The organism is Priestia sp. MDV22-iso46 (assembly GCF_058629175.1).
The window spans coordinates 2,152,147-2,171,298 of sequence record NZ_JBZVWT010000001.1 but is presented as its reverse complement, the minus strand read 5'-3'; the positions used below and the strand labels follow the sequence as shown (position 1 = coordinate 2,171,298).

The 19,152-nt window shown below is 38.0% G+C and carries 15 protein-coding genes and 1 riboswitch; of the genes, 8 read left to right on the top strand and 7 right to left on the bottom strand.

Annotated elements, in window-relative coordinates:
- Positions 1 to 3 precede the first annotated feature (3 nt).
- Complete coding sequence (locus AC4NPH_RS11000; RefSeq protein ID WP_013055510.1) at positions 4 to 1,254, bottom strand: ATP-binding protein; 1,251 nt, start codon at positions 1,252 to 1,254, stop codon at positions 4 to 6.
- A 266-nt stretch (positions 1,255 to 1,520) separates the two neighbouring features.
- Here AC4NPH_RS11000 and AC4NPH_RS10995 point away from each other — a divergent pair, with 266 nt between their 5' ends.
- Both AC4NPH_RS10995 and AC4NPH_RS10990 read left to right on the top strand, forming a co-directional pair.
- On the top strand, positions 1,521 to 2,510 hold the full coding sequence (locus tag AC4NPH_RS10995) for a glutaminase (RefSeq protein ID WP_035439364.1): 990 nt from the start codon (positions 1,521 to 1,523) through the stop codon (positions 2,508 to 2,510).
- 103 nt (positions 2,511 to 2,613) lie between these two features.
- Positions 2,614 to 4,044, top strand: a complete 1,431-nt coding sequence (locus AC4NPH_RS10990; RefSeq protein WP_013055512.1) for an alanine/glycine:cation symporter family protein — start codon at positions 2,614 to 2,616, stop codon at positions 4,042 to 4,044.
- A 30-nt stretch (positions 4,045 to 4,074) separates the two neighbouring features.
- Here AC4NPH_RS10990 and AC4NPH_RS10985 read toward each other — a convergent pair whose 3' ends face one another.
- The 3 genes from AC4NPH_RS10985 to AC4NPH_RS10975 all read right to left on the bottom strand — a co-directional run bounded on the left by AC4NPH_RS10985 (position 4,075) and on the right by AC4NPH_RS10975 (position 6,656).
- Positions 4,075 to 5,574 (bottom strand): sodium:solute symporter family protein, encoded by a 1,500-nt coding sequence (locus tag AC4NPH_RS10985; RefSeq protein ID WP_013055513.1) that lies wholly within the window; start codon positions 5,572 to 5,574, stop codon positions 4,075 to 4,077.
- On the bottom strand, positions 5,574 to 5,777 hold the full coding sequence (locus AC4NPH_RS10980) for a DUF3311 domain-containing protein (RefSeq protein ID WP_013055514.1): 204 nt from the start codon (positions 5,775 to 5,777) through the stop codon (positions 5,574 to 5,576). Before AC4NPH_RS10980 ends, AC4NPH_RS10985 begins: the two co-directional genes overlap by 1 nt.
- A gap of 378 nt (positions 5,778 to 6,155) precedes the next feature.
- Entirely contained in the window at positions 6,156 to 6,656 is a 501-nt protein-coding gene (locus AC4NPH_RS10975) for a cupin domain-containing protein (RefSeq protein WP_231101671.1), read from the bottom strand.
- Positions 6,657 to 7,141: 485 nt separating this feature from the next.
- A riboswitch (ZMP/ZTP riboswitch) is annotated at positions 7,142 to 7,220 on the top strand.
- Between the two features lie 56 nt (positions 7,221 to 7,276).
- Between AC4NPH_RS10975 and aimA the strand changes: the two genes are divergently transcribed.
- From aimA to AC4NPH_RS10945, 6 genes are all read left to right on the top strand, one after another.
- Positions 7,277 to 8,872 carry a glutamate/serine transporter AimA gene (aimA, locus tag AC4NPH_RS10970; protein WP_013055516.1) on the top strand — a complete coding sequence of 532 codons (1,596 nt, stop codon included), beginning with the start codon at positions 7,277 to 7,279 and terminating at the stop codon, positions 8,870 to 8,872.
- A 183-nt stretch (positions 8,873 to 9,055) separates the two neighbouring features.
- Positions 9,056 to 10,102: a DUF5105 domain-containing protein gene (locus AC4NPH_RS10965; RefSeq protein WP_240530845.1), complete on the top strand. Its 1,047-nt coding sequence runs from the start codon at positions 9,056 to 9,058 to the stop codon at positions 10,100 to 10,102.
- A 151-nt stretch (positions 10,103 to 10,253) separates the two neighbouring features.
- Positions 10,254 to 10,763, top strand: a complete 510-nt coding sequence (locus tag AC4NPH_RS10960) for an acyl-CoA thioesterase (protein WP_013055518.1) — start codon at positions 10,254 to 10,256, stop codon at positions 10,761 to 10,763.
- Between the two features lie 456 nt (positions 10,764 to 11,219).
- Positions 11,220 to 13,988: a phosphoenolpyruvate carboxylase gene (gene ppc / locus AC4NPH_RS10955; RefSeq protein ID WP_013055519.1), complete on the top strand. Its 2,769-nt coding sequence runs from the start codon at positions 11,220 to 11,222 to the stop codon at positions 13,986 to 13,988.
- Between the two features lie 217 nt (positions 13,989 to 14,205).
- Positions 14,206 to 14,649 (top strand): hypothetical protein, encoded by a 444-nt coding sequence (locus tag AC4NPH_RS10950; protein ID WP_013055520.1) that lies wholly within the window; start codon positions 14,206 to 14,208, stop codon positions 14,647 to 14,649.
- 392 nt (positions 14,650 to 15,041) lie between these two features.
- Entirely contained in the window at positions 15,042 to 16,049 is a 1,008-nt protein-coding gene (locus tag AC4NPH_RS10945) for an aromatic ring-hydroxylating dioxygenase subunit alpha (RefSeq protein ID WP_013055521.1), read from the top strand.
- Positions 16,050 to 16,079: 30 nt separating this feature from the next.
- Here AC4NPH_RS10945 and AC4NPH_RS10940 read toward each other — a convergent pair whose 3' ends face one another.
- The 3 genes from AC4NPH_RS10940 to AC4NPH_RS10930 all read right to left on the bottom strand — a co-directional run bounded on the left by AC4NPH_RS10940 (position 16,080) and on the right by AC4NPH_RS10930 (position 18,974).
- Positions 16,080 to 16,835 (bottom strand): ABC transporter permease, encoded by a 756-nt coding sequence (locus AC4NPH_RS10940; RefSeq protein ID WP_013055522.1) that lies wholly within the window; start codon positions 16,833 to 16,835, stop codon positions 16,080 to 16,082.
- A complete protein-coding gene (locus tag AC4NPH_RS10935) occupies positions 16,832 to 17,569 on the bottom strand; it encodes an ABC transporter ATP-binding protein (protein WP_097813379.1) in 738 nt (245 codons plus the stop codon). Before AC4NPH_RS10935 ends, AC4NPH_RS10940 begins: the two co-directional genes overlap by 4 nt.
- 97 nt (positions 17,570 to 17,666) lie before the next feature.
- Positions 17,667 to 18,974, bottom strand: coding sequence for a homocysteine synthase (locus tag AC4NPH_RS10930; protein WP_013055524.1), 1,308 nt, complete (start codon positions 18,972 to 18,974; stop codon positions 17,667 to 17,669).
- Positions 18,975 to 19,152 lie beyond the last annotated feature (178 nt).

Genomic DNA, 19,152 nt, shown 5'->3' with positions numbered 1-19,152 from the left:
AACTCATCCTTTCTGAATTAGATTACGAAGGGGGATTTGAATGATAAACGTCATTCCGCTGTCTTCTTGTGTAGCTTTAATCGTACCTTCAAGTTCTTGAACAATATCTTTTACATAAGAAAGACCAATGCCAGTAGAGGGGTTTCCAAATTGATCGTACTTTGAGGTGAAACCAGGCTCAAAGATAGCTTTTTCGTACTTTAAAGGTACTCCAGGACCGTTGTCTTGTACATGAAATTCTACATGTTCAGCTTGTCTATGTACCGATAAAACAATCCTTCCTTCATCTTTAATAGCTTCCACTGCGTTGGCTACCAAGTTATTAATGATCGATAAAATGGTGTAAACGTGGTAGCTGAAATGTTCCCCGTTTACAGAAGAAAAAAAGGTAATTTGTTTGTGAAGAGAATCGGCATATTTTTTGTTGATGCGTACGATCAGCTCGATTAATTCCTCTGCTTTCATATAATTTTGGAAACTTTCATTTGAAATTGTTTTAGATAAGCCCGCAAAAATACGCTGGTTGTCTTTTTTTACTTCGTGAATATCTCCGGCAATCCGAAGCGCTTTTTTACTGAGCGTTTGGTTTAGCACAGAATGATCTTTTTCCTGCTGATTTAATACACGGTATAAATCGTACGAAGCTTTTGTAATCGCTTCTGTATTATGAAGGGTCTTTTTTAAATGAACGGTTTCTTCATAAAGGCTTGTAATGAGCATTAGCATGTGCTCATTTTGTTTGCGAATTTGACGTTCTCGTGACTGTGATTCATAAATCGTCATCATATTAAAAAAGCTAAGTACAATGAAGCTGTGAGCAAAAGCAATAACCGCCATGTCAGATAATGAATCGACATGGATTGTTGTGTGCAAAACTATATACTGCGCAGTTAGTTCCACTATATCAGCAGCAATTTCAATGATGAGTCCAATCAATCCAATTACAATAGCACTATAGTTCATGCGGCTTACCTTAAAAACAAAAAATAAAAGTGCATACGTAAAGTAGAAGAAAAACGTAGGGTAATGCGTATGTGCAGAAGCCGCAAATTGAAAATGATCGAGCATGATATAATCGAGCATGATGCGAAAGAGAACGACGCTTAAAGCGGTTAACAAGCCCCCGGCTAAAACGGTTTTCCGTTTTAAAAGCAACAGGAAAAAGAAAAATGTAGGAGCTCCAAATGTAATTCGAAATGTTTCATTTAACGGATAAAATTTTAACTCTCCCGCCAGGGGGACAGTAATGAGCATGAGCAATAAAATGTACGGATCTTTTTGAATGAAAGATTTAAAATTCAGATAATTTCACCTCCTGAAGTGATTCGTGAATTAGTATACATTGTGACAGCGTCCAGCACAATGGAGAAGAGTGCCAAAGATAAAAATATAATTCCAAAAAGTTTTGTAGGTTTTTGTATGCTCTCGTAGGTTGCATTGTACATTAAAAACGAAAATGAAATCTCGCTTTATGAAAGCGCTTTAAAATAAAAAGTTAATTAAGTGATGAGGTGATTTTAATGAAAAGAGAAATTGAACAGGAAATGTCTTACTTACAGGTCACTGCAAAAGAGCAGTTACATGAGTGGGTAGAGCAAATAAAAGAATTTTCTTCAGAAGGAAAAACGGCTGATTACATTCCAGCTCTGAAAGATATGGACTCGTCTCAATTAGGTATTTGTTTGATTGGTGCTGACGGTACTGTTATCCAGTCTGGAGATTATGAATCGGTATTTACTCTTCAAAGTATCTCTAAAGTTATTAGCTTTATAGCAGCTTGCTTATGCTGCGGCATTCCTTATGTGCTAGAGAGAGTGGATGTAGAGCCAACTGGAGATGCATTTAATTCTATTATAAGACTGGAAATGCATAAACCAGGAAAGCCGTTCAATCCTATGATTAACGCCGGTGCTTTAACGGTTTCATCTCTTTTATCTGGGGAGACGGCAAAAGAAAAATTAAGCTATTTGTTTGATGTGATAACAATGCTTACCGGGAAAACACCACTCATTAATGAAACGGTCTTTGAATCAGAATGGCAAACGTCTCATCGAAATCGTGCGCTTGCCTACTATTTAAAAGAAACGAACTACTTACAAGGAGAAGTAGAAGAGGTTCTAGAGGTTTACTTAAAGCAGTGCTCAATTGAAGTAACGACTGAAGATATTGCACTGATTGGATTAATTCTGTCATTAGACGGATATCATCCAGTGTTTCACAAACAAGTAATTCCAAAAGAAGTAGCTAAATTAACAAAAGCGCTCATGCTTACATGCGGTATGTATAATGCTTCAGGAAAGTTTGCGGCATTTGTTGGTATGCCAGCTAAAAGCGGTGTATCGGGAGGAATCATGTCATTGGTGCCGCCTAATACGAAAAAGCAGTCTCCATTTCCAGACGGATGCGGTATCGGAATATACAGTCCAGCTATTGATGAGTACGGGAATAGCGTAAAAGGCGTTACGCTGCTAAAAAAAATCGCAAAAGAATGGGATTTGAGTATTTTTTAGTCTATTTACGTACTCTTCATTCGCTTCAATAATATAAACACCAAGAGAAAAAACTTTCATGTTTTGCATTTGTTCTACCAAATTTTTTAATGAGGTGATAGGCATGCAACAAGCAGTTGAAAGTGTGATTAGCGTCATCAATGATTTTTTTTGGTCGAATTTATTAATTATTTTACTTGTATCAATTGGTATTTATTTTACGATTCGCTCTCGTTTTTTGCAGTTTCGCATGTTGAAAGAAATGGTACTTGTTTTGAAAGAAGGACGAGCGGCTAAAGGTGGAGGAGTCTCCCCGTTTCAAGCTTTTTGCATAAGCATGGCAGCTCGAGTAGGAACGGGAAATATTACAGGGATAGCGATTGCTATTGCACTTGGTGGCCCGGGTGCTGTATTTTGGATGTGGATTATTGCCATTATCGGTTCAGTATCAAGTTTTGTAGAAAGTACACTCGCTCAAATTTATAAAGTAAAAGGATCAAACGGGTTTCGAGGAGGGCCCGCTTATTATATGGAAAAAGGGTTAAATAAAAGGTGGATGGGCGGGCTATTTGCTGTACTCATTACACTATCATTTGGCCTGGTGTTTAACGCTGTGCAGTCTAATACGATTACGCTAGCATTTGAGAACTCTTTTGGAACGAGCCGCTTGTTGATTGGGATTATTATGACAGTTATATTTGCGATAATTATTTTTGGCGGAATCAAACGCATCGCCAAGATATCGGAATACATCGTGGTCGTATTAGCCGTTTTATACATTGGAATGGCTCTGTTCATTATCTTTAAAAATATTGATCAAATGCCTGCGGTTCTATCTCTAATTGTGAAAAATGCATTTGGGTTTGAACAGGCGCTTGGGGGATCAATTGGTGCAACGTTAATCAACGGAGTAAAGCGCGGACTGTTTTCCAATGAAGCAGGAATGGGAAGTGCTCCCAACGCCGCGGCAACTGCAGTGACGAGTCATCCAGTTAAACAAGGTCTTATCCAAGCATTTGGTGTCTTGACGGATACACTCGTGATTTGTACAAGCACAGCATTTATCGTTCTCTTATCCCCCGCCTATAAGCAGGGACTAAGCGGCATTGAATTAACGCAGGCTTCTCTTAGTACCCATATCGGCTCTTGGGCATCAGGGTTTTTAGCTATTATGGTATTTCTATTTGCTTTTAGTACGTTAATTGGGAATTATTATTATGGAGAAACGAATATTGAATTTTTAAATTCAAATAAGGTGTGGCTTTGGTCTTATCGTGTAGGTGTTTTAGCGATGGTTATTTTTGGATCGGTCGCTCAGCTTCAGCTTGTATGGAATTTGGCAGACTTATTTATGGGGATGATGGTAGTCGTGAACTTGATTGCTATTTTTCTATTATCGAAAGTGGCATTTTCTGCCTTGCATGACTATACTCAGCAGAAAAAGGAAGGGAAAAACCCAGTCTTTTATAGAGATGCGCTAGAAAACAATCAAAATATTGAATGTTGGGAAAGAGAATCTACTCCATCCTCTTCTGAAAAAGAGAATATTATCTAAAAAAAGTTCAGCCAATTGGCTGAACTTTTTTTATGCGTTTTTCTTTAATTCAGATTGCACAGTGTCTTTAGAAAATAATGTTTCTTTCACACCGTTAGTTGCTGCTTTCGTTTTTACCGCAAAAATTGGATTTAAAATAACAACTACGAGTAAGTTAGATAACAATCCCCAGAACCCTTCATAAAGACCAAATGAATTTCCTGTGGCATGAACGGTAAACGTTACAACCAGCCCTACTACTAATCCAGCAATCGTACTTTCTTTCGATTGATTTCTCCAAAACAGGCTGATAACGATAGCCGGGAAGATTTGTACCATACCGGATACCCCTAGTAACTGTAGGGAAACAAGTGCTTGAGGGAATAATAAACCAAATAAAAGTGCCAGTCCAATAACAACGAAAACCATAGAACGAGTAACCATTGTTAATGTTTTACCCTGTACATTTGGATTAATTAAATCTCTAAATATATTATTTGCAAATAAGTTAGACGCTCCGATAGCCATGATAGAGCATGGAATTAATGAAGCAAGAGCAATCGTTGCATAAGCTAACCCTTGGCCAATGCCGCCATATGAATATTGAATTAAGGTTAATAATGCTAATCTAGGGTCCGTCGTATCTTGAGGTAATACTTGATAAGCAATAAATCCTAAGAAGATGACTAGAATTAAAACGATATTGTAAAGCGGTAAGAAAATAGCATTTTTACGAAGCGAATCTGCACTTTTAGCAGTGAAAACACCTGTAGCAGCGTGGGCCCACATGAATAAAGCTAAAGCAGATACGAGTGATGCTGTAATAAACCATGGAATGCCTTTAGGTCCTTGTGTTGGGATCGTTAATAGCTGAGGTGCATCCTTTGCAACATTGTCGATCATGTTGCCCCAGCTTCCAAAATGCATAATTGGCAGAGAAACAACCATAAATAACATAATCGCCCATACTAAAATATCTTTAATAATTGCCGTATATGTGGGACCTTTAATTCCGCTGAAAAAGGTATAAAGAGCCACAAGAAAGAATGAAAGAATAACGACAGCTTTTACGTTAATGTAGCCAGTTCCTGCAACGCGAAGAGTATCTTGAATACCGCTAAGCTGAAGATCAATATATGGAATGAGCATCAATACACCTACTATGGCAATTAAAGAGGAGAGAAATTTACTGTTAAAACGTTCTCTGGCATAATCAGCAAGCGTAGTAAGTTTGTGCTTTTTAGCAACAGTCCAAAGCTTTGGAAGAAAAAAGTATGAAATTAAAAAGGCTAAAACAGAGTAAGGAATGGCAAAAAATGCGATGCTTCCTCCCTGATAAGCTGTACTCGTAAGACCTAGGAATGTATAAGCAGTATATAAATCTGCTCCTACTAAAAGCCAGACGAGCAGGCTTCCAAAACGTCTTCCACCTACAGCCCACTCTTCAACTGAGCTTCTAGATGATTTGTCACGTCCCGCTATAAAGCCAATTGCGATAACGACAAGAACAATTGCTGATGTGATTAAAAGTGCGGTTAAATTTCCTTGCATTATTCAATGTCCCCCCAAGATTTTTGTAAACGATAAATAATAAATGTACACACAGGCGTTAAGAAGACCCATAAAAATAACCATAAATGCAAAAGAGGTAATCCAAAAATAATTGGATGAATGTTATTTACAAAAGGTAAAAAAGCGAATTGAGCAATAAATGGAATGATGAATAAAATAAAAATTATGAATTTTCTGTTCAATTTTACTCCTCCTACTAAAAATTTATCTAACAATGTTCACTATGATAGCAAGTCTGACATGGTAAAGCAATAAGTTTTTTGAAAATTTAGTTATAATCTATGGAAATTTTTTTAGAAAAACAAAAAAGAGCTTATGATGGGAGTATATTTGAAATGATTATGCAAGAAAAAAAGGGGGATAATCTAAGCGAAGTTGCTCTTGAAGCAAAAAAGAGAACGGAAAAGAAGAAATTTAGTTTTGACCGGGAAGTTTTTGTTATTTCGCTGAGATAAAGTATATTGCTATTGCATCATAAGAAAAGAATTTGTATGTTCAAATAGAGATTCATGGAAAGAATAAAACAAAGCAAATAAAAAAACTAGACAATAAGTGCTTGTCTAGTTCCACCACTCTGTCAATGGTCCTTTGTCGCCATAAACAGGATCTGTTGTAGGAATAGGTACTTGTGCAATTTCATCAAATACGTGAGGGCGATCAGTTTGTTTTCCTGTTCGTAAATTGTACTCCATGCCCTCTGGATAAGCTCCAACCACTTTAAAATCAGCAGTTGACTGCAGACGCATATGCCCTGTACCTGCAGGAAGTACGAGCACATCACCAGCATGCACCACGATATTTTCCCCCATATGTCCACCTAGTTTTAAACGTGCAGATCCGCTAATTACACCTAGTGCTTCATGAGAATTGCTGTGGTAATGGTGAAAATCATATATGCCGCCTACCCAGCTATTTTTCCAGTCGTGAGAATTAAAAATGCTCTCCACTTTCGCTTTCTTACTAATAAATACGTGTTCATACAACAAAACTGGAAGACGAGGGTGATTTGGAATGGTTCCGTCGTCATCAAAATAAAGAACTTTTACATTTGCATAATTCATAAGCATCCCTCTAACAATCTTTTTTTCGTAATTTTCCCTGTTTTTTGCTGGCGTAAACAGAGAAGTTTGCTCGAAGTACTTCATTTGTTGCGAAGTGCATGATATGTAGGTTTTAACGTTTTCCTAAAAGAAGTCTCCCACTTCAAGCGTAGCTATGTGGTGGGCAGTTCCCTTTAGTATCTTTTCTTCATATTGTATATAAGTAAAGGGTCTAGTGCAAGAATTCTATGGATATATAGCTGTTAATTCTTATTTTGTAAATGAATAATGTATATTAATATAATTTTTAGAAGGTGATCTGCTCGTGGAGTAAAAGAATCAAATAATAGAAAAAGTTAGGATTTTAGTTCTTTTTATAATTAAAAAGAGATTTTTAGAAGATTAATTCGGAATTTTACGAATAATTTATTATTTTTAGAAAAGTAATGTAAACATTTTTGTGTATTGAGTAATAGTAATGAATGTTATATACTGATAAAAAATATATTCCTATATGTGACTGGCGCAACATGGATGACCATGGGGGAGCATATAGCGTATAAGCCGCGCGCCTGGGCAAACACTTGAGAAAATTTCGCAAGTGTTTTTTTTATTTTCCTAGGGAAGAGGAGTAGATTTGGATGAGCAATATGCAAAGGAAGATGGGAACATTTGCTTTAACCATGACAGGCATAGGTTCGATTATCGGTTCAGGATGGCTGTTTGGAGCATGGAAAGCAGCTCAAATTGCGGGACCCGCGGCTATTTTTTCATGGGTTATTGGAATGGTGGTTATTTTGACCATTGCTCTATCATATGCTGAACTGGGCGCGATGTTTCCACAAGCAGGGGGGATGGTCAAATATCCTCAGTATTCACACGGATCATTTATTGGTTTTTTGGCTGCTTGGGCTAACTGGATTTCAATCGCTTCAACGATAACAGTGGAGGCTATTGCATCTGTGCAATATATGAGTACTTGGCCGTGGAAATGGGCTCGCTGGACTCATGAATTAGTAGACAATGGCATTTTAACGTCCAAGGGGTTGGCAGTTGCGTCTTTGTTATTATTCGTTTACTTTTTTGTGAACTATTGGACGGTAAATCTCTTTGCTAAAGCAAACTCATTTATTACGATTGTTAAATTAATTATTCCTGGTTTAACGGCAGGGGCTTTATTTTTTGCTGGTTTTCATAGTGGAAACTTTTCAAGTGAGCATGGGGTAGCACCTTACGGATGGGCCAGTGTTTTAACGGCAGTGGCAACATCAGGTATTGTGTTTGCATTTAATGGGTTTCAAAGTCCTGTAAATATGGCAGGAGAAGCAAAATCACCTAATAAATCGATTCCGATAGCTGTAATTGGTTCAATTTTTATTGCAGGAATTGTATACATTATATTGCAAATTGTCTTTATCGGAGCAGTAAGTCCGTCATCAATTGCTGATGGATGGAATCATTTGAATTTTAACTCTCCTTTTGCTGATTTAGCGATTGCGCTTGGAATTAACTGGCTAACAATTGTGTTATACGCAGACGCATTTGTTTCTCCTTCCGGCACAGGTGCTACATATACGGCAACTACTTCTAGAATGTTATACGGGATGCAGCAAAATGGATACTTGCCAAAGATATTTGGTACTCTTCATCCACTTTACAATGTCCCGCGCCCAGCTATGTGGCTAAATTTAGCAGCTTGCTTCTTGTTTCTCTTTTTATTTAGAGGATGGGGTGTCTTAGCAGAAGTGATCTCAGTAGCGACGCTTATCTCTTATATTATGGGTCCTGTAGCGCTTATAACATTAAGAAAAACGGCTTCACACTTTTACCGTCCATTTTATTTAAAAGGGGCATCAGTTATTGCGCCATGCGGCTTCGTTTTTGCTTCCTTGACGCTTTACTGGGCAAGGTGGCCACTTACAGGTGAAGTGATCTTTATTATGGCAATTGGCCTGCCTGTTTATTTTTATTACCAAGCGAAAAATAAATGGGTGGGCTTTAAAAAAGAATTTTTAACCGGGGCTTGGATGCTTATCTATTTAGCGTGCATGATTTTTATTTCCTACATAGGAAGCGAAAAATTCGGAGGGAAAAATATTTTGCCTTTCGGATGGGATATGCTAGTGATTGCTTGCGTATCATTAGCTTTTTATTACTGGGGAATTAAAAGCGGCAAATCTAACCGATATATGAAAGAAGCTGAACAAATCAATCAAGAAAATTTTAAATCTAAATAAAAAAACACGAGCTCGTGCTCGTGTTTTTTTTATTTAGGTGAGTAGAGAATTTAGACTTATTTTTTATCAAAATATTGTAAAAAATATAGATTTTAAGGTTTAAGTATTTATACAGAGGGAACCTTTATTTGGGATAAAGTTCTAAAAAAACAAAATAAAGGGGATTAGGCAGCTGTGAAAAAAATGAATGTTTTGGCTTTGGCTTTTGTACTTATGCTAGTATTAGCAGCTTGCAACAGTTCTAAGGAAACGGGAGGATCCACTTCGACTAAAAATAAGGCGATTGAAGCATCCATTGACAGCGCATCTTATATTTTAGTAGATAGTGATGAAGGAGCTACAAGTGAAGAAAAAGGGCTGTTGAAAGTTGATTTAAAAGTGAAAAATGTATCCAAAAACAGTATATCTTTATCGGATTATGACGGTGTGTATTTATACGAAGGAGATGAACAGCTGTCTCCAAAAATGGGAGTGAACAGTCGTGAGCTTGGACTAGAAAGCAGTGCATCTGACAAGATTGGCGCTGGAAAGCAAAAAAATTTAACGTTTGTCTTTGAAGTCAAAAAAGATAAAAAGTACAAAATTGGGCTTCAGCCAAAATCATCTGATTATGATGAAGAAATTGACGAAGTGACATTAACACTGGATACGAAAAAGTACGCGAAAAGCTATAATAAGCTGCAAGACCCAGAAAAAGCTCTGCAAGCTTACACAGAAGTCCTTTACTTAAACAAAGAAAACGTAGACTATGATAAATATGTAACAGCAGATAAAACAGCTGTCATAGAAGAACAGAAAAAAGCGTTTAATGAGGAATTAAAAGGTGCGTTTTCTAACAGTTTAACCGACAAAGCAAAAAAAGATTTTTTTAACATGTATAAAGATGTTTTAAAAGAAAAAGCAAGTGTGAAAACAAATATGATTGCGAATGCAAATAATAAAGCCGTAGTAGAAGTGGAGTACACTACTCTTGATTTATCAGACTTATATTCATACGTATCGCAGCTTAAGCGAGCATACACAGATGAAACGAAAGATTACGATACACAACACTCTGAAGAGTTTGCGGCTTCTAAATTCAAAGATATTGTAAATGAATTAGAAACGAAAGAAGGAAGTCGTCCCCTACGAATTTTTATGGTGAAAGAAGATGGGAAATGGACTGTAAAGTCAAGTGACCTATACAGTGATTCTTTAGGTAAAACGTTTGGGTCAAGCTATATTCGATAGACAAAAAAGAGAAGAATTTTTCTTCTCTTTTTTGTTTTCTGTAAATAAATCAACGAGTTTTTTGTAAAGCTAAATTTATCAAAATATGCTAGTATAGGTTCATTCATTCTTTTATTCTTATTATGATAGGCATCAATGGAGGTTCTTACTAATGAAAGCAAATTATTGTAAAGATACAAAGGCCGTTCGAACGAGCCGCATTTTTCCTAATGATATTAATAATCACAATACGTTATTTGGCGGAAAGTTAATGAGTGATATTGATATGATTGCGTCCATTTCAGCTTATCGTCACAGTCGTACAGAGTGTGTGACAGCTTCAGCAGACTCTATTCATTTTCTGCACCCTATTACGCCTCAGGATTCTGTATGTTTGGAGTCATACGTATCATGGACAGGTCGTTCATCCATGGAAGTGTTTGTGAAAGTGATTAAAGAAAATTTAAAAACCGGGGAGCGTCAAATTGCAGCTACATCATTTTTAACTTTTGTGGCAATGGATGATGATGGAAAGCCCCGCGCAGTACCGGAGCTTATTCCAGAAACAGAAGAAGAAAAATACCTGTTTCAAACGGGGGCAGATCGCGCTGCCACGCGTAAACAAGTGCGTAAAAAAAGCAATGAACTAGCCTCGGTATTGGATTTGGGACAACCTTGGTAGCATAAAAGAGAGGCCGAGACAAAAGTATTTTAGCTCAAATGAAAAACGAACTATTAATCAAAATGTTTGATTAACGGTTCGTTTTTTTTTTTGTTATGGTGAACGTAGGTTTCATCTGTTTCGTTTCTTCTAGCAGTTGATTGGAGGGCAAGACGAAGACTCCCGGGGGAAAAGCGGAAGCGACGAGGAGGCTCAGCGACCACCTGCGGAAAGCAAAGTCTTGCACAGAAATCAACTGCGGCGTCACAAGCGGTTCGGCTTATGTATCCCATTTGTTCGTCTTTAGATTGGATTATGTCTTAACCTCTCTTTTATATTTGATGAATCTCCTCTCCTGAACGAGAGGAGGAAATAAAATTATATGAAATTTATTTTCGTTCATGGTAATATGAATTTAATATAATTTTCTAAAAAGTTTAAAAAGTACAATATTTATGAAGAAAGGTGTCGTGTCTAATGGTAACAGTAGAAGCAGCAGAAAGACAAAACAGCAGCACTGCCCTGCGCCGTGATGTAAAGTTTCTCGGTCAATTGTTAGGGAAAGTTCTGGTTCACCAAGGTGGAGAAGAACTGCTCAGCAAAGTAGAAAAAATACGCGAAGTAGCAAAATCACTTAGAGAAAACAAAGATGAAGTTATCTATAAAGAAATAAAAAATGAAATCGTTACTCTTGAACAGCCGATGCGCGAGCAGGTTATTCGGGCGTTTGCAGTTTATTTTCATTTAGTTAATATTGCAGAGCAAAATCATCGAATTCGTCGCAGACGCGAATATCAGCAGCAAGAAGATTCTATTATGCAGCCGGGCTCATTGGAAAGTGCCGTTGTTTCGCTTAAAAATAATGGCGTGGCGCCAGACGTAATTGCTAACTTGCTTCAAACTCTATCTCTAGAGCTCATCATCACTGCTCATCCAACAGAAGCCACTAGACGAAGTGTCCTTGATATTCATAAACGAATGGCTGAGCTTCTGAAAAACTTGGATAATCCAACGTTAACAAAACGTGAACGTACGGAAATTGAAGAAAGACTGTTTAGCGAAGTATTAATTTTATGGCAAACAAATGAACTGCGAGATCGCAAGCCGACTGTGATGGATGAAGTATCCAATGGATTATATTATTTTGATGAAACGTTATTTGAAGTGCTTCCTCAACTTCATCAGGAGTTAGAAAATTCATTGCAGGAGAATTACCCTGAAGAAAATTGGAAGGTGCCTAATATTCTTCGATTTGGTTCATGGATTGGCGGAGACCGAGATGGAAATCCAAACGTAACTCCTAAAGTAACGTGGCAAACGCTTGTCAAACAAAGGAAGTTAGCTATTCGTAAATATAAAGAGTCGCTTACTCAATTGAGACAAAGGTTAAGTCAGTCTACAAAAAGAGTCGCAGTTTCAGATAATCTTCTTGATTCTATTAATCAAGAAATATCGCTGCTGCCTGAGAAAAAGCGATGGAGAATCAAACACGAAGTATATCGCTGCAAGCTTACGATTATGCTTCATAAATTAAATTTAGTTGGAGAATCGGAAGCAGGCTATCAAAGGTCGGAAGAACTTCTACATGATTTATTTCTAATCAAAGATAGCTTGCAAAAGCACCAGCCTCAGGATTATCAGTTAAAAAGCTTATGTAAATTAATTCGCCAAGTTGAGCTGTTTGGTTTTCATTTAGCAACGCTTGATATCCGTAATCACAGCGGGGAACATGAAGCGGCAATCAAAGAAATTTTCCATGCTGTTTCTTTAGCTGAAGATTATTCAGCGTTAACGGAAGAGAAAAAAGTTGAGCTGCTAGGGAAAGTTCTTCAAGACCCAAGACCTGTGATATCATTTGTAGAGAATTACTCTAAAGAAACGCAGCAAGTAATTGAAGTATTTAATATGATACATCGGGCACATAAAGAATTTGGAGAAAGATCTATTGAAGTCTACTTAATCAGTATGACGCAGTCTGCAAGTGATTTATTAGAAGTCATGGTACTCGCCAAAGAAGCGGGTATTTATCGCCTTCATGCAGATGGCCGCATTGAAAGTAAGTTAAATATAGCTCCGCTGCTTGAAACGATTGATGATCTCACAGCAGGTCCTAAAATCATGGAACAGCTATTTCAATTAGATTTTTATCGAGAGCACTTAAGGAAACAGCAGGATTTGCAGGAAATTATGCTTGGCTACTCAGATGGAAGTAAAGACGGAGGAACGCTTACTGCTAATTGGAAGCTCTATAAAGCGCAGCAGGAAATTCACGATATGGCGAGGAAGTATCAAGTTCGTCTGAAGTTTTTCCATGGCCGAGGCGGCTCACTAGGCCGAGGAGGTGGGCCGTTAAACCGAAGCATTTTATCTCAGCCTGTTGAGACGCTAGGAGACGGCGTCAAAATTACAGAGCAAGGAGAAGTTCTTTCTTCTAGATACTCTTTATATGACATTGCTTACCGAAGCCTTGAACAAGCGGTTTCAGCTCTTCTTACAGCGGCAGCAAATGTTTCTCAAGAAGCTGAACAATGTGATATTCGTACACATGAATGGGAAGAAACAATGGACGAGATTTCAACTGCTTCTTTACGTAAGTATCAAGAGCTTGTTTTCAAAGATCCAGACTTTTTAACGTACTTTAAACAAGCTACACCTCTTCCTGAGCTGGGGGCTTTAAATATTGGGTCACGTCCAATGAGTCGAAAAGGAAGTGATCGCTTTGAAGACTTGCGAGCAATTCCGTGGGTATTTGCATGGACGCAAAGCAGACAGCTGCTTCCAGCCTGGTACGCTGCAGGTACAGGCTTACAGCATTTAGTAGAGAAATCCGGAGATATACAGCTTCTTCAGCAAATGTATAAAGAATGGCCATTCTTCCGCTCGACCGTCGATAATCTGCAAATGGCCTTAACAAAAGCAGATTTAATGGCAGCAAAAGAATACACGGAAATGGTACAAGATCCGGTTATTTCAGAGCGGATTTTTACCGCCATTAAAAAAGAGTATAATCTCACAAAAGAAATGATTCTTCAAATCACAGGTCAAAAAGAATTAATGGATCATCTTCCAACGATTAAAGAATCTATTAAATTACGAAATCCGTATGTGGACCCTCTAACGTTCTTACAAGTTAAGGTCATTTCCAAGCTGCGTGAAGATGAGGCTGGAACGTTAAATGAAGAACTTTTAAAAGAAGCGTTATTAACGATTAATGGCATTGCAGCAGGGTTACGTAACACAGGCTGATGATACTAAAAGACACCTCAACAAAATAAAAGAGGTGTCTTTTGTTTATTCTTCTCACATAAAGAACTGCCTGTCAGTTCCCTCTCTTTTAAAGAGAACTTCCGCTTGCGGAATAGGCATTGAGAAAAATCAATGATAGAATAGAGAAGGAATGGAAATATTCTACAAATGGGTGCGGGTGACGGGATAACTAGATTGAATATGGAGGACGAGGACAATGGTAAAAAATTCGCAAATCTTCATTGAAGCTGACTCCGAGAATTCTATATTTATTGGACTGGAATTTTGTGAGTATACACAAAAAATGAATCCTACTTGTTTGTCCAAACAGCATATAAATGTGTTTATTCATCCAGAAGAACTCACTGTGGAATTTAAGAAAACAAAAAGTGATAGAACTATCGACGATTTTCATCTGATGCATATCGTTCCGGTTCATTGCTTTAATTATTTATTATGTTCGATTTCCCAAGGTATTGTTACAGATGTTCAGCTGAAAGCGGTCGGTCATCAGGGAGAAACGTTGTTTGAAGAAAATCTTACATTGAAGTTTCATGAAAAAGCGACGGATTATGAAGAAACCCTCTCATTTTTCAAACATTTAAATCAAGAAATACAAAAGCAGACGAAAAAATATACAGCCAGTTATATGAGCTCATAATAAAGCAAGCTGCGGTTTTAAAAACCGCAGCTTTTATTCGTTTAACCGAAAAAATTATGTTAGAGATGCTTACAAAGCAAGAGATTTTTCAGTGGGAAATTGATAAAGTAAAACTAAGAGAAATCAGTGGACAGAAAAGCTTTTATCGGCTGGCCGCTCTTTATTCAATATATAAGGGTTAGATTTTAAGATTAAAAAAATAGCGATGAATACGTATTGTCATTGTAGATGAAGTGCTAAGGTCGCTCTATCTGCAATCATGTAGAATCTTCGCGCGCTTATAGTCTGTTTTACGGAACGAAAAAGCTGCGGAATTAGAAGCACTCCTTCTATTTCTGCGGTTTTTTTTATAAACAAGAAATAAATTTACTTATTGTACGGAGGCGATGCAGATGATTAAAGATTTAGTATTGGCTAAGGAATGGCTGCCTGCAGCTTATTCACATGATTTAACAGATCAGCCCTTGCAAGTAACGATTTTAGAAGAGCGAGTTGTGCTTTTTCGCACAACTAATGCCATTAAAGCATTTAAAGATTTGTGCATCCACCGCGGTGCAGCGTTATCTCTTGGAAAAGTGGTAGATGATTGCATTGTATGCCCTTATCACGGATGGAAATACGATGATGCCGGGGCTTGTGTGAAAATTCCTCAACAGCCGCCGGGAAGAGCTATTCCTTCAAAAGCAAAAGCACAGGTATATGCCTGCGTTGAAAAGTACGGGATTATATGGGTGAAGATGAACAGCGAGGCAGGTGATACTCCTCTTCCCTTTTATGATGAACATCTTAACTCCGGATTCAAAACGGTTTGCGCCAACCCTCATACTCTGCAGGCAGCAGCTCCTCGTGTCGTAGAAAACTTCCTAGATGTAAGCCATTTGGCTTTTGTTCACGAAGGAAGCCTTGGACACTCTGACTACGCTGAAATTCCTGATTATAAGGTGCATTGGAAAGATAACCGATACGTTTCTGATGAAATCGCTGTGTACGCAGATGCAGATGGTACGGGTAACTTTGCGACTATTTATTATACCTTTGAAATTCTTCGTCCTACCGTTGCAAGGTTGAAAAAAGTGAACTACGAAACGGGTGAAATCTTTTCAATGCTGTTTGCGGTTTTACCTGAAGAGGAAAGGAAGTCCACGGTGTTTGCGCTGGTTTCTAGAAACTATTCGTTTGATGCACCTGATCAATATTTCCGCGATTTTCAGCAGCTTATTATTGAACAAGATACCAGTATTGTGGAAAGTCAAAAACCAGAAGAGCTGCCGCTTGACTTACAAGCAGAGCTTCATTTGAATCCGGACCGACTGAGTATTGCGTATAGAAGATGGCTCGGCGATTTAGGAGTAACCTTTGGAAGTGACATAGGATCAAGATTAAAAAAAGCTGCTCAATAAAAAAAGAAGAAAGGAGTCTCCTTTCTTTTTTTATGTATGCTCACGGATAAGCTGCTGATAGCTATTAAAAAGGGTAGGGTATGTTAATCGGCTTAAGATGACGCAGGAAAGCGTAGCAGACGCTAGAATAGTAAAAACGATAAGCAGCTGGAATTTGACAGCTTGTATCGGATCTGCCCCTCCAATAATCTGGCCTGTCATCATACCCGGAAGCTGAACGAGTCCAATTGTTTTTTGACTTTCTACAGTAGGAATCATGCTAGCTTTGATTGCGGCATTTAAAATACTATGAATAGCTTGTTGAGGAGTGCCGCCAAGCGCCAGAATCAATTGAATTTCGTCTCGTCTTCTATTTACTTCAGCATCTAACCGATTTAAAAATAAATTGGCCAAAATCATCGAATTTCCAATAATCATACCACTGACAGGAATGATATATCGCGGAGTAGCAGGGATAATATGTAGTCCGAGCATAACGCTTTGGGTCAGGATTTCTACAATAAAAAGAGTGACAAATACACGAAAGAAAGCTTTAAATCCCTGCTTTTTTTTCTTTACAACATTTTGGGAAGCGACCGTCAGCATAACGAATAAAATGAGAATCATAAAAGCAGGGTGATTCGCGTCAAGAATAAAAGATAAAACATATCCTATCACTAACAGCTGAACAGCTGCTCGAATACTGGCAATGATAATATCTTTTTCGAGTCCTATCCGAAAAGATTTTGATAAAAAAAGAGCAATAAAAACAAAAATGATTGTAAAAATCAGTGAAAGTGAACTCATAGAAGGGCTCCTTCAATAAATTGTTTTGTTTCAGCTTTTACAGGAGCATGAAAAAAGGTCTCCGTCTTCGCTTTTTCTACAATCACTCCGTTCATTAAAAGCCAGACTTCCTCTCCTAAACGTTTCGCTTGATCTAAATTATGGGTAACCCAAATAATCGTTTTATTCTGCTCTTTATGTAAATGAGAAATAAGCTGTTCAATTTCATGAGCAGAAGTGGCATCCAAAGCGGAAGTGATTTCGTCTAAAAGTAAAAGGTCAGATCCGTTCGACAGCGTGCGGGCTAATGATAACCTTTGTCTTTGACCACCGGATAAATCTCTTGCATCCTGCTCTAACAAGTCAGGGGAAAGACCGGTTAAGGCACAGAGTTCTTCAGGCATAATATCCTGCTTGCCATGCAGTTTTTGAACAAGCATCATATTATCACGCACTGTTCCATCAATAACAGGAGCTGATTGAAAAGCAATGCCCACTTTTTTTCGTAAATCAGAAATATTCCATTTGCTAATGTCTTTTCCATATACTTCAATGCTTCCTTCATCAGGTGCGGAAAGTAAATTGCACATGGAAAGAAGGGTGCTTTTTCCGGATCCTGATGGTCCTACCATCATGACGAGCGAGCCTTGCATCACTGTACCCGATATGCCTTTTAAAACACTATGTTCTTTATCCTTAAATGTTTTATGAACGTCTGTAAATGTGATAGCAGGTATTGAATTGAACGTGTTCATAGTAACTCCTTTTTCATTCGTTTTGTTTATTGTAGCATAAGCGAAAGTATAAAAAGTTATTGGATGATATAAAAAAAGCTGTGGAAAATCACAGCTTTTAAACAGTTGTATTCACTTTTTGGCTGGCTTTTAAGGCATAATCTAAATCTTCAAGAAGGTCGTCGATTGCTTCTGTTCCAACCGATAAACGAATGAGTTCTGGCGTCACACCCGAAGCTTTTTGTTCGTCTTTAGATAGCTGTTGATGAGTGGTGCTTGCCGGGTGAATAATGAGTGATTTAGAGTCGCCGATATTGGCTAAATGAGAAAATAACTGAACCGAATCAATTAACTTAGCCGCAGCGTTTTTTCCTCCCCTTACACCAAAGGTTAAAATTGCTCCTTGCCCTTTAGGCAAGTATTTTTGTGCCAAAGAATAGGAAGGGTGGGAAGGAAGCCCCGCATAATTTACCCATTCTACTAATTCATGCTGCTCTAAAAATTTCGCTACCTTTAATGCGTTTTCGCTGTGACGCTCTAATCGCAGATGGAGTGTTTCTACCCCTTGAAGGAGTAAAAAGGAATTAAAAGGTGATAAAGCAGCTCCAATATCTCGTAAAAGCTGAACGCGCGCTTTTGTAATATAAGCAGCTTCACCGGCAGCTTCTGTGTATACAAGGCCATGGTAACTTGGATCTGGAGTTGTTAAGTCTGGAAATTTCCCGCTCGCTTCCCAATCAAATTTTCCACTGTCTACGATAACACCCCCAATTGCTGTTCCATGCCCTCCAAGAAACTTAGTAGCAGAATGAACGACAATATCTGCTCCGAAATCGATGGGACGAAGAAGGTAAGGGCTTGGAACCGTATTATCAATAATAAGAGGAATTCCATGTTCATGGGCAATGTCTGCAACTGCTTCGATGTCTAGCACATTTCCCTGCGGGTTTCCAACGGATTCAGCATAAATTGCCTTTGTTTTGGAAGTGATTGCACTTCTAAAATTTTCTGGATTATCGGCGTTTACAAATTTGACGGTAATGCCCAGTTTAGGAAGCGTAGACGAAAAGAGGTTGTATGTTCCCCCATATAAACTGCTTGCTGATACAATTTCATCTCCTGCGGAAGCGATATTCAAAATGGAAAAGGTAGTAGCTGACTGACCCGAAGCTACTCCTAGAGCACCTACCCCGCCTTCTAACTCAGCAATTCGCTGTTCAAAAACGTCCGTAGTAGGGTTTACAATTCGAGTGTAGATGTAGCCTTGTTCACTTAAATTAAATAAAGATGCAGCGTGCTCCGTATCTTTAAAACCAAATGAGCTTGTTTGATAAATAGGTACCGCACGCGAAAAAGTAGCCGGGTCAAGCTGTTGGCCAGAATGGATGGCTTGTGTTTCAGGACGAAATGGTTTCTTAGCAGACATTGAAACTCCTCCTTAAATATAAAACTTACAAAAAACATAGGAATAATAAACTTTAATCATAATATACGAATTATATTGAACGATGTCAAATTATAATTAGAATATTTAGAAAATATAAATAAAATTAATACTGTAATTCAGCATTAAGACATCTCTTTAATTTCTAAAAATACCATAA

What these genes read in the sequence shown, in the direction of transcription:
- AC4NPH_RS11000 (WP_013055510.1), bottom strand. Translation starts at nt 1,254, where the DNA reads ATGCTCATTACTGTCCCCCTGGCGGGAGAGTTAAAATTTTATCCGTTA.
- AC4NPH_RS10995 (WP_035439364.1), top strand. Translation starts at nt 1,521, where the DNA reads ATGAAAAGAGAAATTGAACAGGAAATGTCTTACTTACAGGTCACTGCA.
- AC4NPH_RS10990 (WP_013055512.1), top strand. Translation starts at nt 2,614, where the DNA reads ATGCAACAAGCAGTTGAAAGTGTGATTAGCGTCATCAATGATTTTTTT.
- AC4NPH_RS10985 (WP_013055513.1), bottom strand. Translation starts at nt 5,574, where the DNA reads ATGCAAGGAAATTTAACCGCACTTTTAATCACATCAGCAATTGTTCTT.
- AC4NPH_RS10975 (WP_231101671.1), bottom strand. Translation starts at nt 6,656, where the DNA reads ATGAATTATGCAAATGTAAAAGTTCTTTATTTTGATGACGACGGAACC.
- aimA (WP_013055516.1), top strand. Translation starts at nt 7,277, where the DNA reads ATGAGCAATATGCAAAGGAAGATGGGAACATTTGCTTTAACCATGACA.
- AC4NPH_RS10965 (WP_240530845.1), top strand. Translation starts at nt 9,056, where the DNA reads ATGAATGTTTTGGCTTTGGCTTTTGTACTTATGCTAGTATTAGCAGCT.
- AC4NPH_RS10960 (WP_013055518.1), top strand. Translation starts at nt 10,254, where the DNA reads ATGAAAGCAAATTATTGTAAAGATACAAAGGCCGTTCGAACGAGCCGC.
- ppc (WP_013055519.1), top strand. Translation starts at nt 11,220, where the DNA reads ATGGTAACAGTAGAAGCAGCAGAAAGACAAAACAGCAGCACTGCCCTG.
- AC4NPH_RS10950 (WP_013055520.1), top strand. Translation starts at nt 14,206, where the DNA reads ATGGTAAAAAATTCGCAAATCTTCATTGAAGCTGACTCCGAGAATTCT.
- AC4NPH_RS10945 (WP_013055521.1), top strand. Translation starts at nt 15,042, where the DNA reads ATGATTAAAGATTTAGTATTGGCTAAGGAATGGCTGCCTGCAGCTTAT.
- AC4NPH_RS10940 (WP_013055522.1), bottom strand. Translation starts at nt 16,835, where the DNA reads ATGAGTTCACTTTCACTGATTTTTACAATCATTTTTGTTTTTATTGCT.
- AC4NPH_RS10935 (WP_097813379.1), bottom strand. Translation starts at nt 17,569, where the DNA reads ATGAACACGTTCAATTCAATACCTGCTATCACATTTACAGACGTTCAT.
- AC4NPH_RS10930 (WP_013055524.1), bottom strand. Translation starts at nt 18,974, where the DNA reads ATGTCTGCTAAGAAACCATTTCGTCCTGAAACACAAGCCATCCATTCT.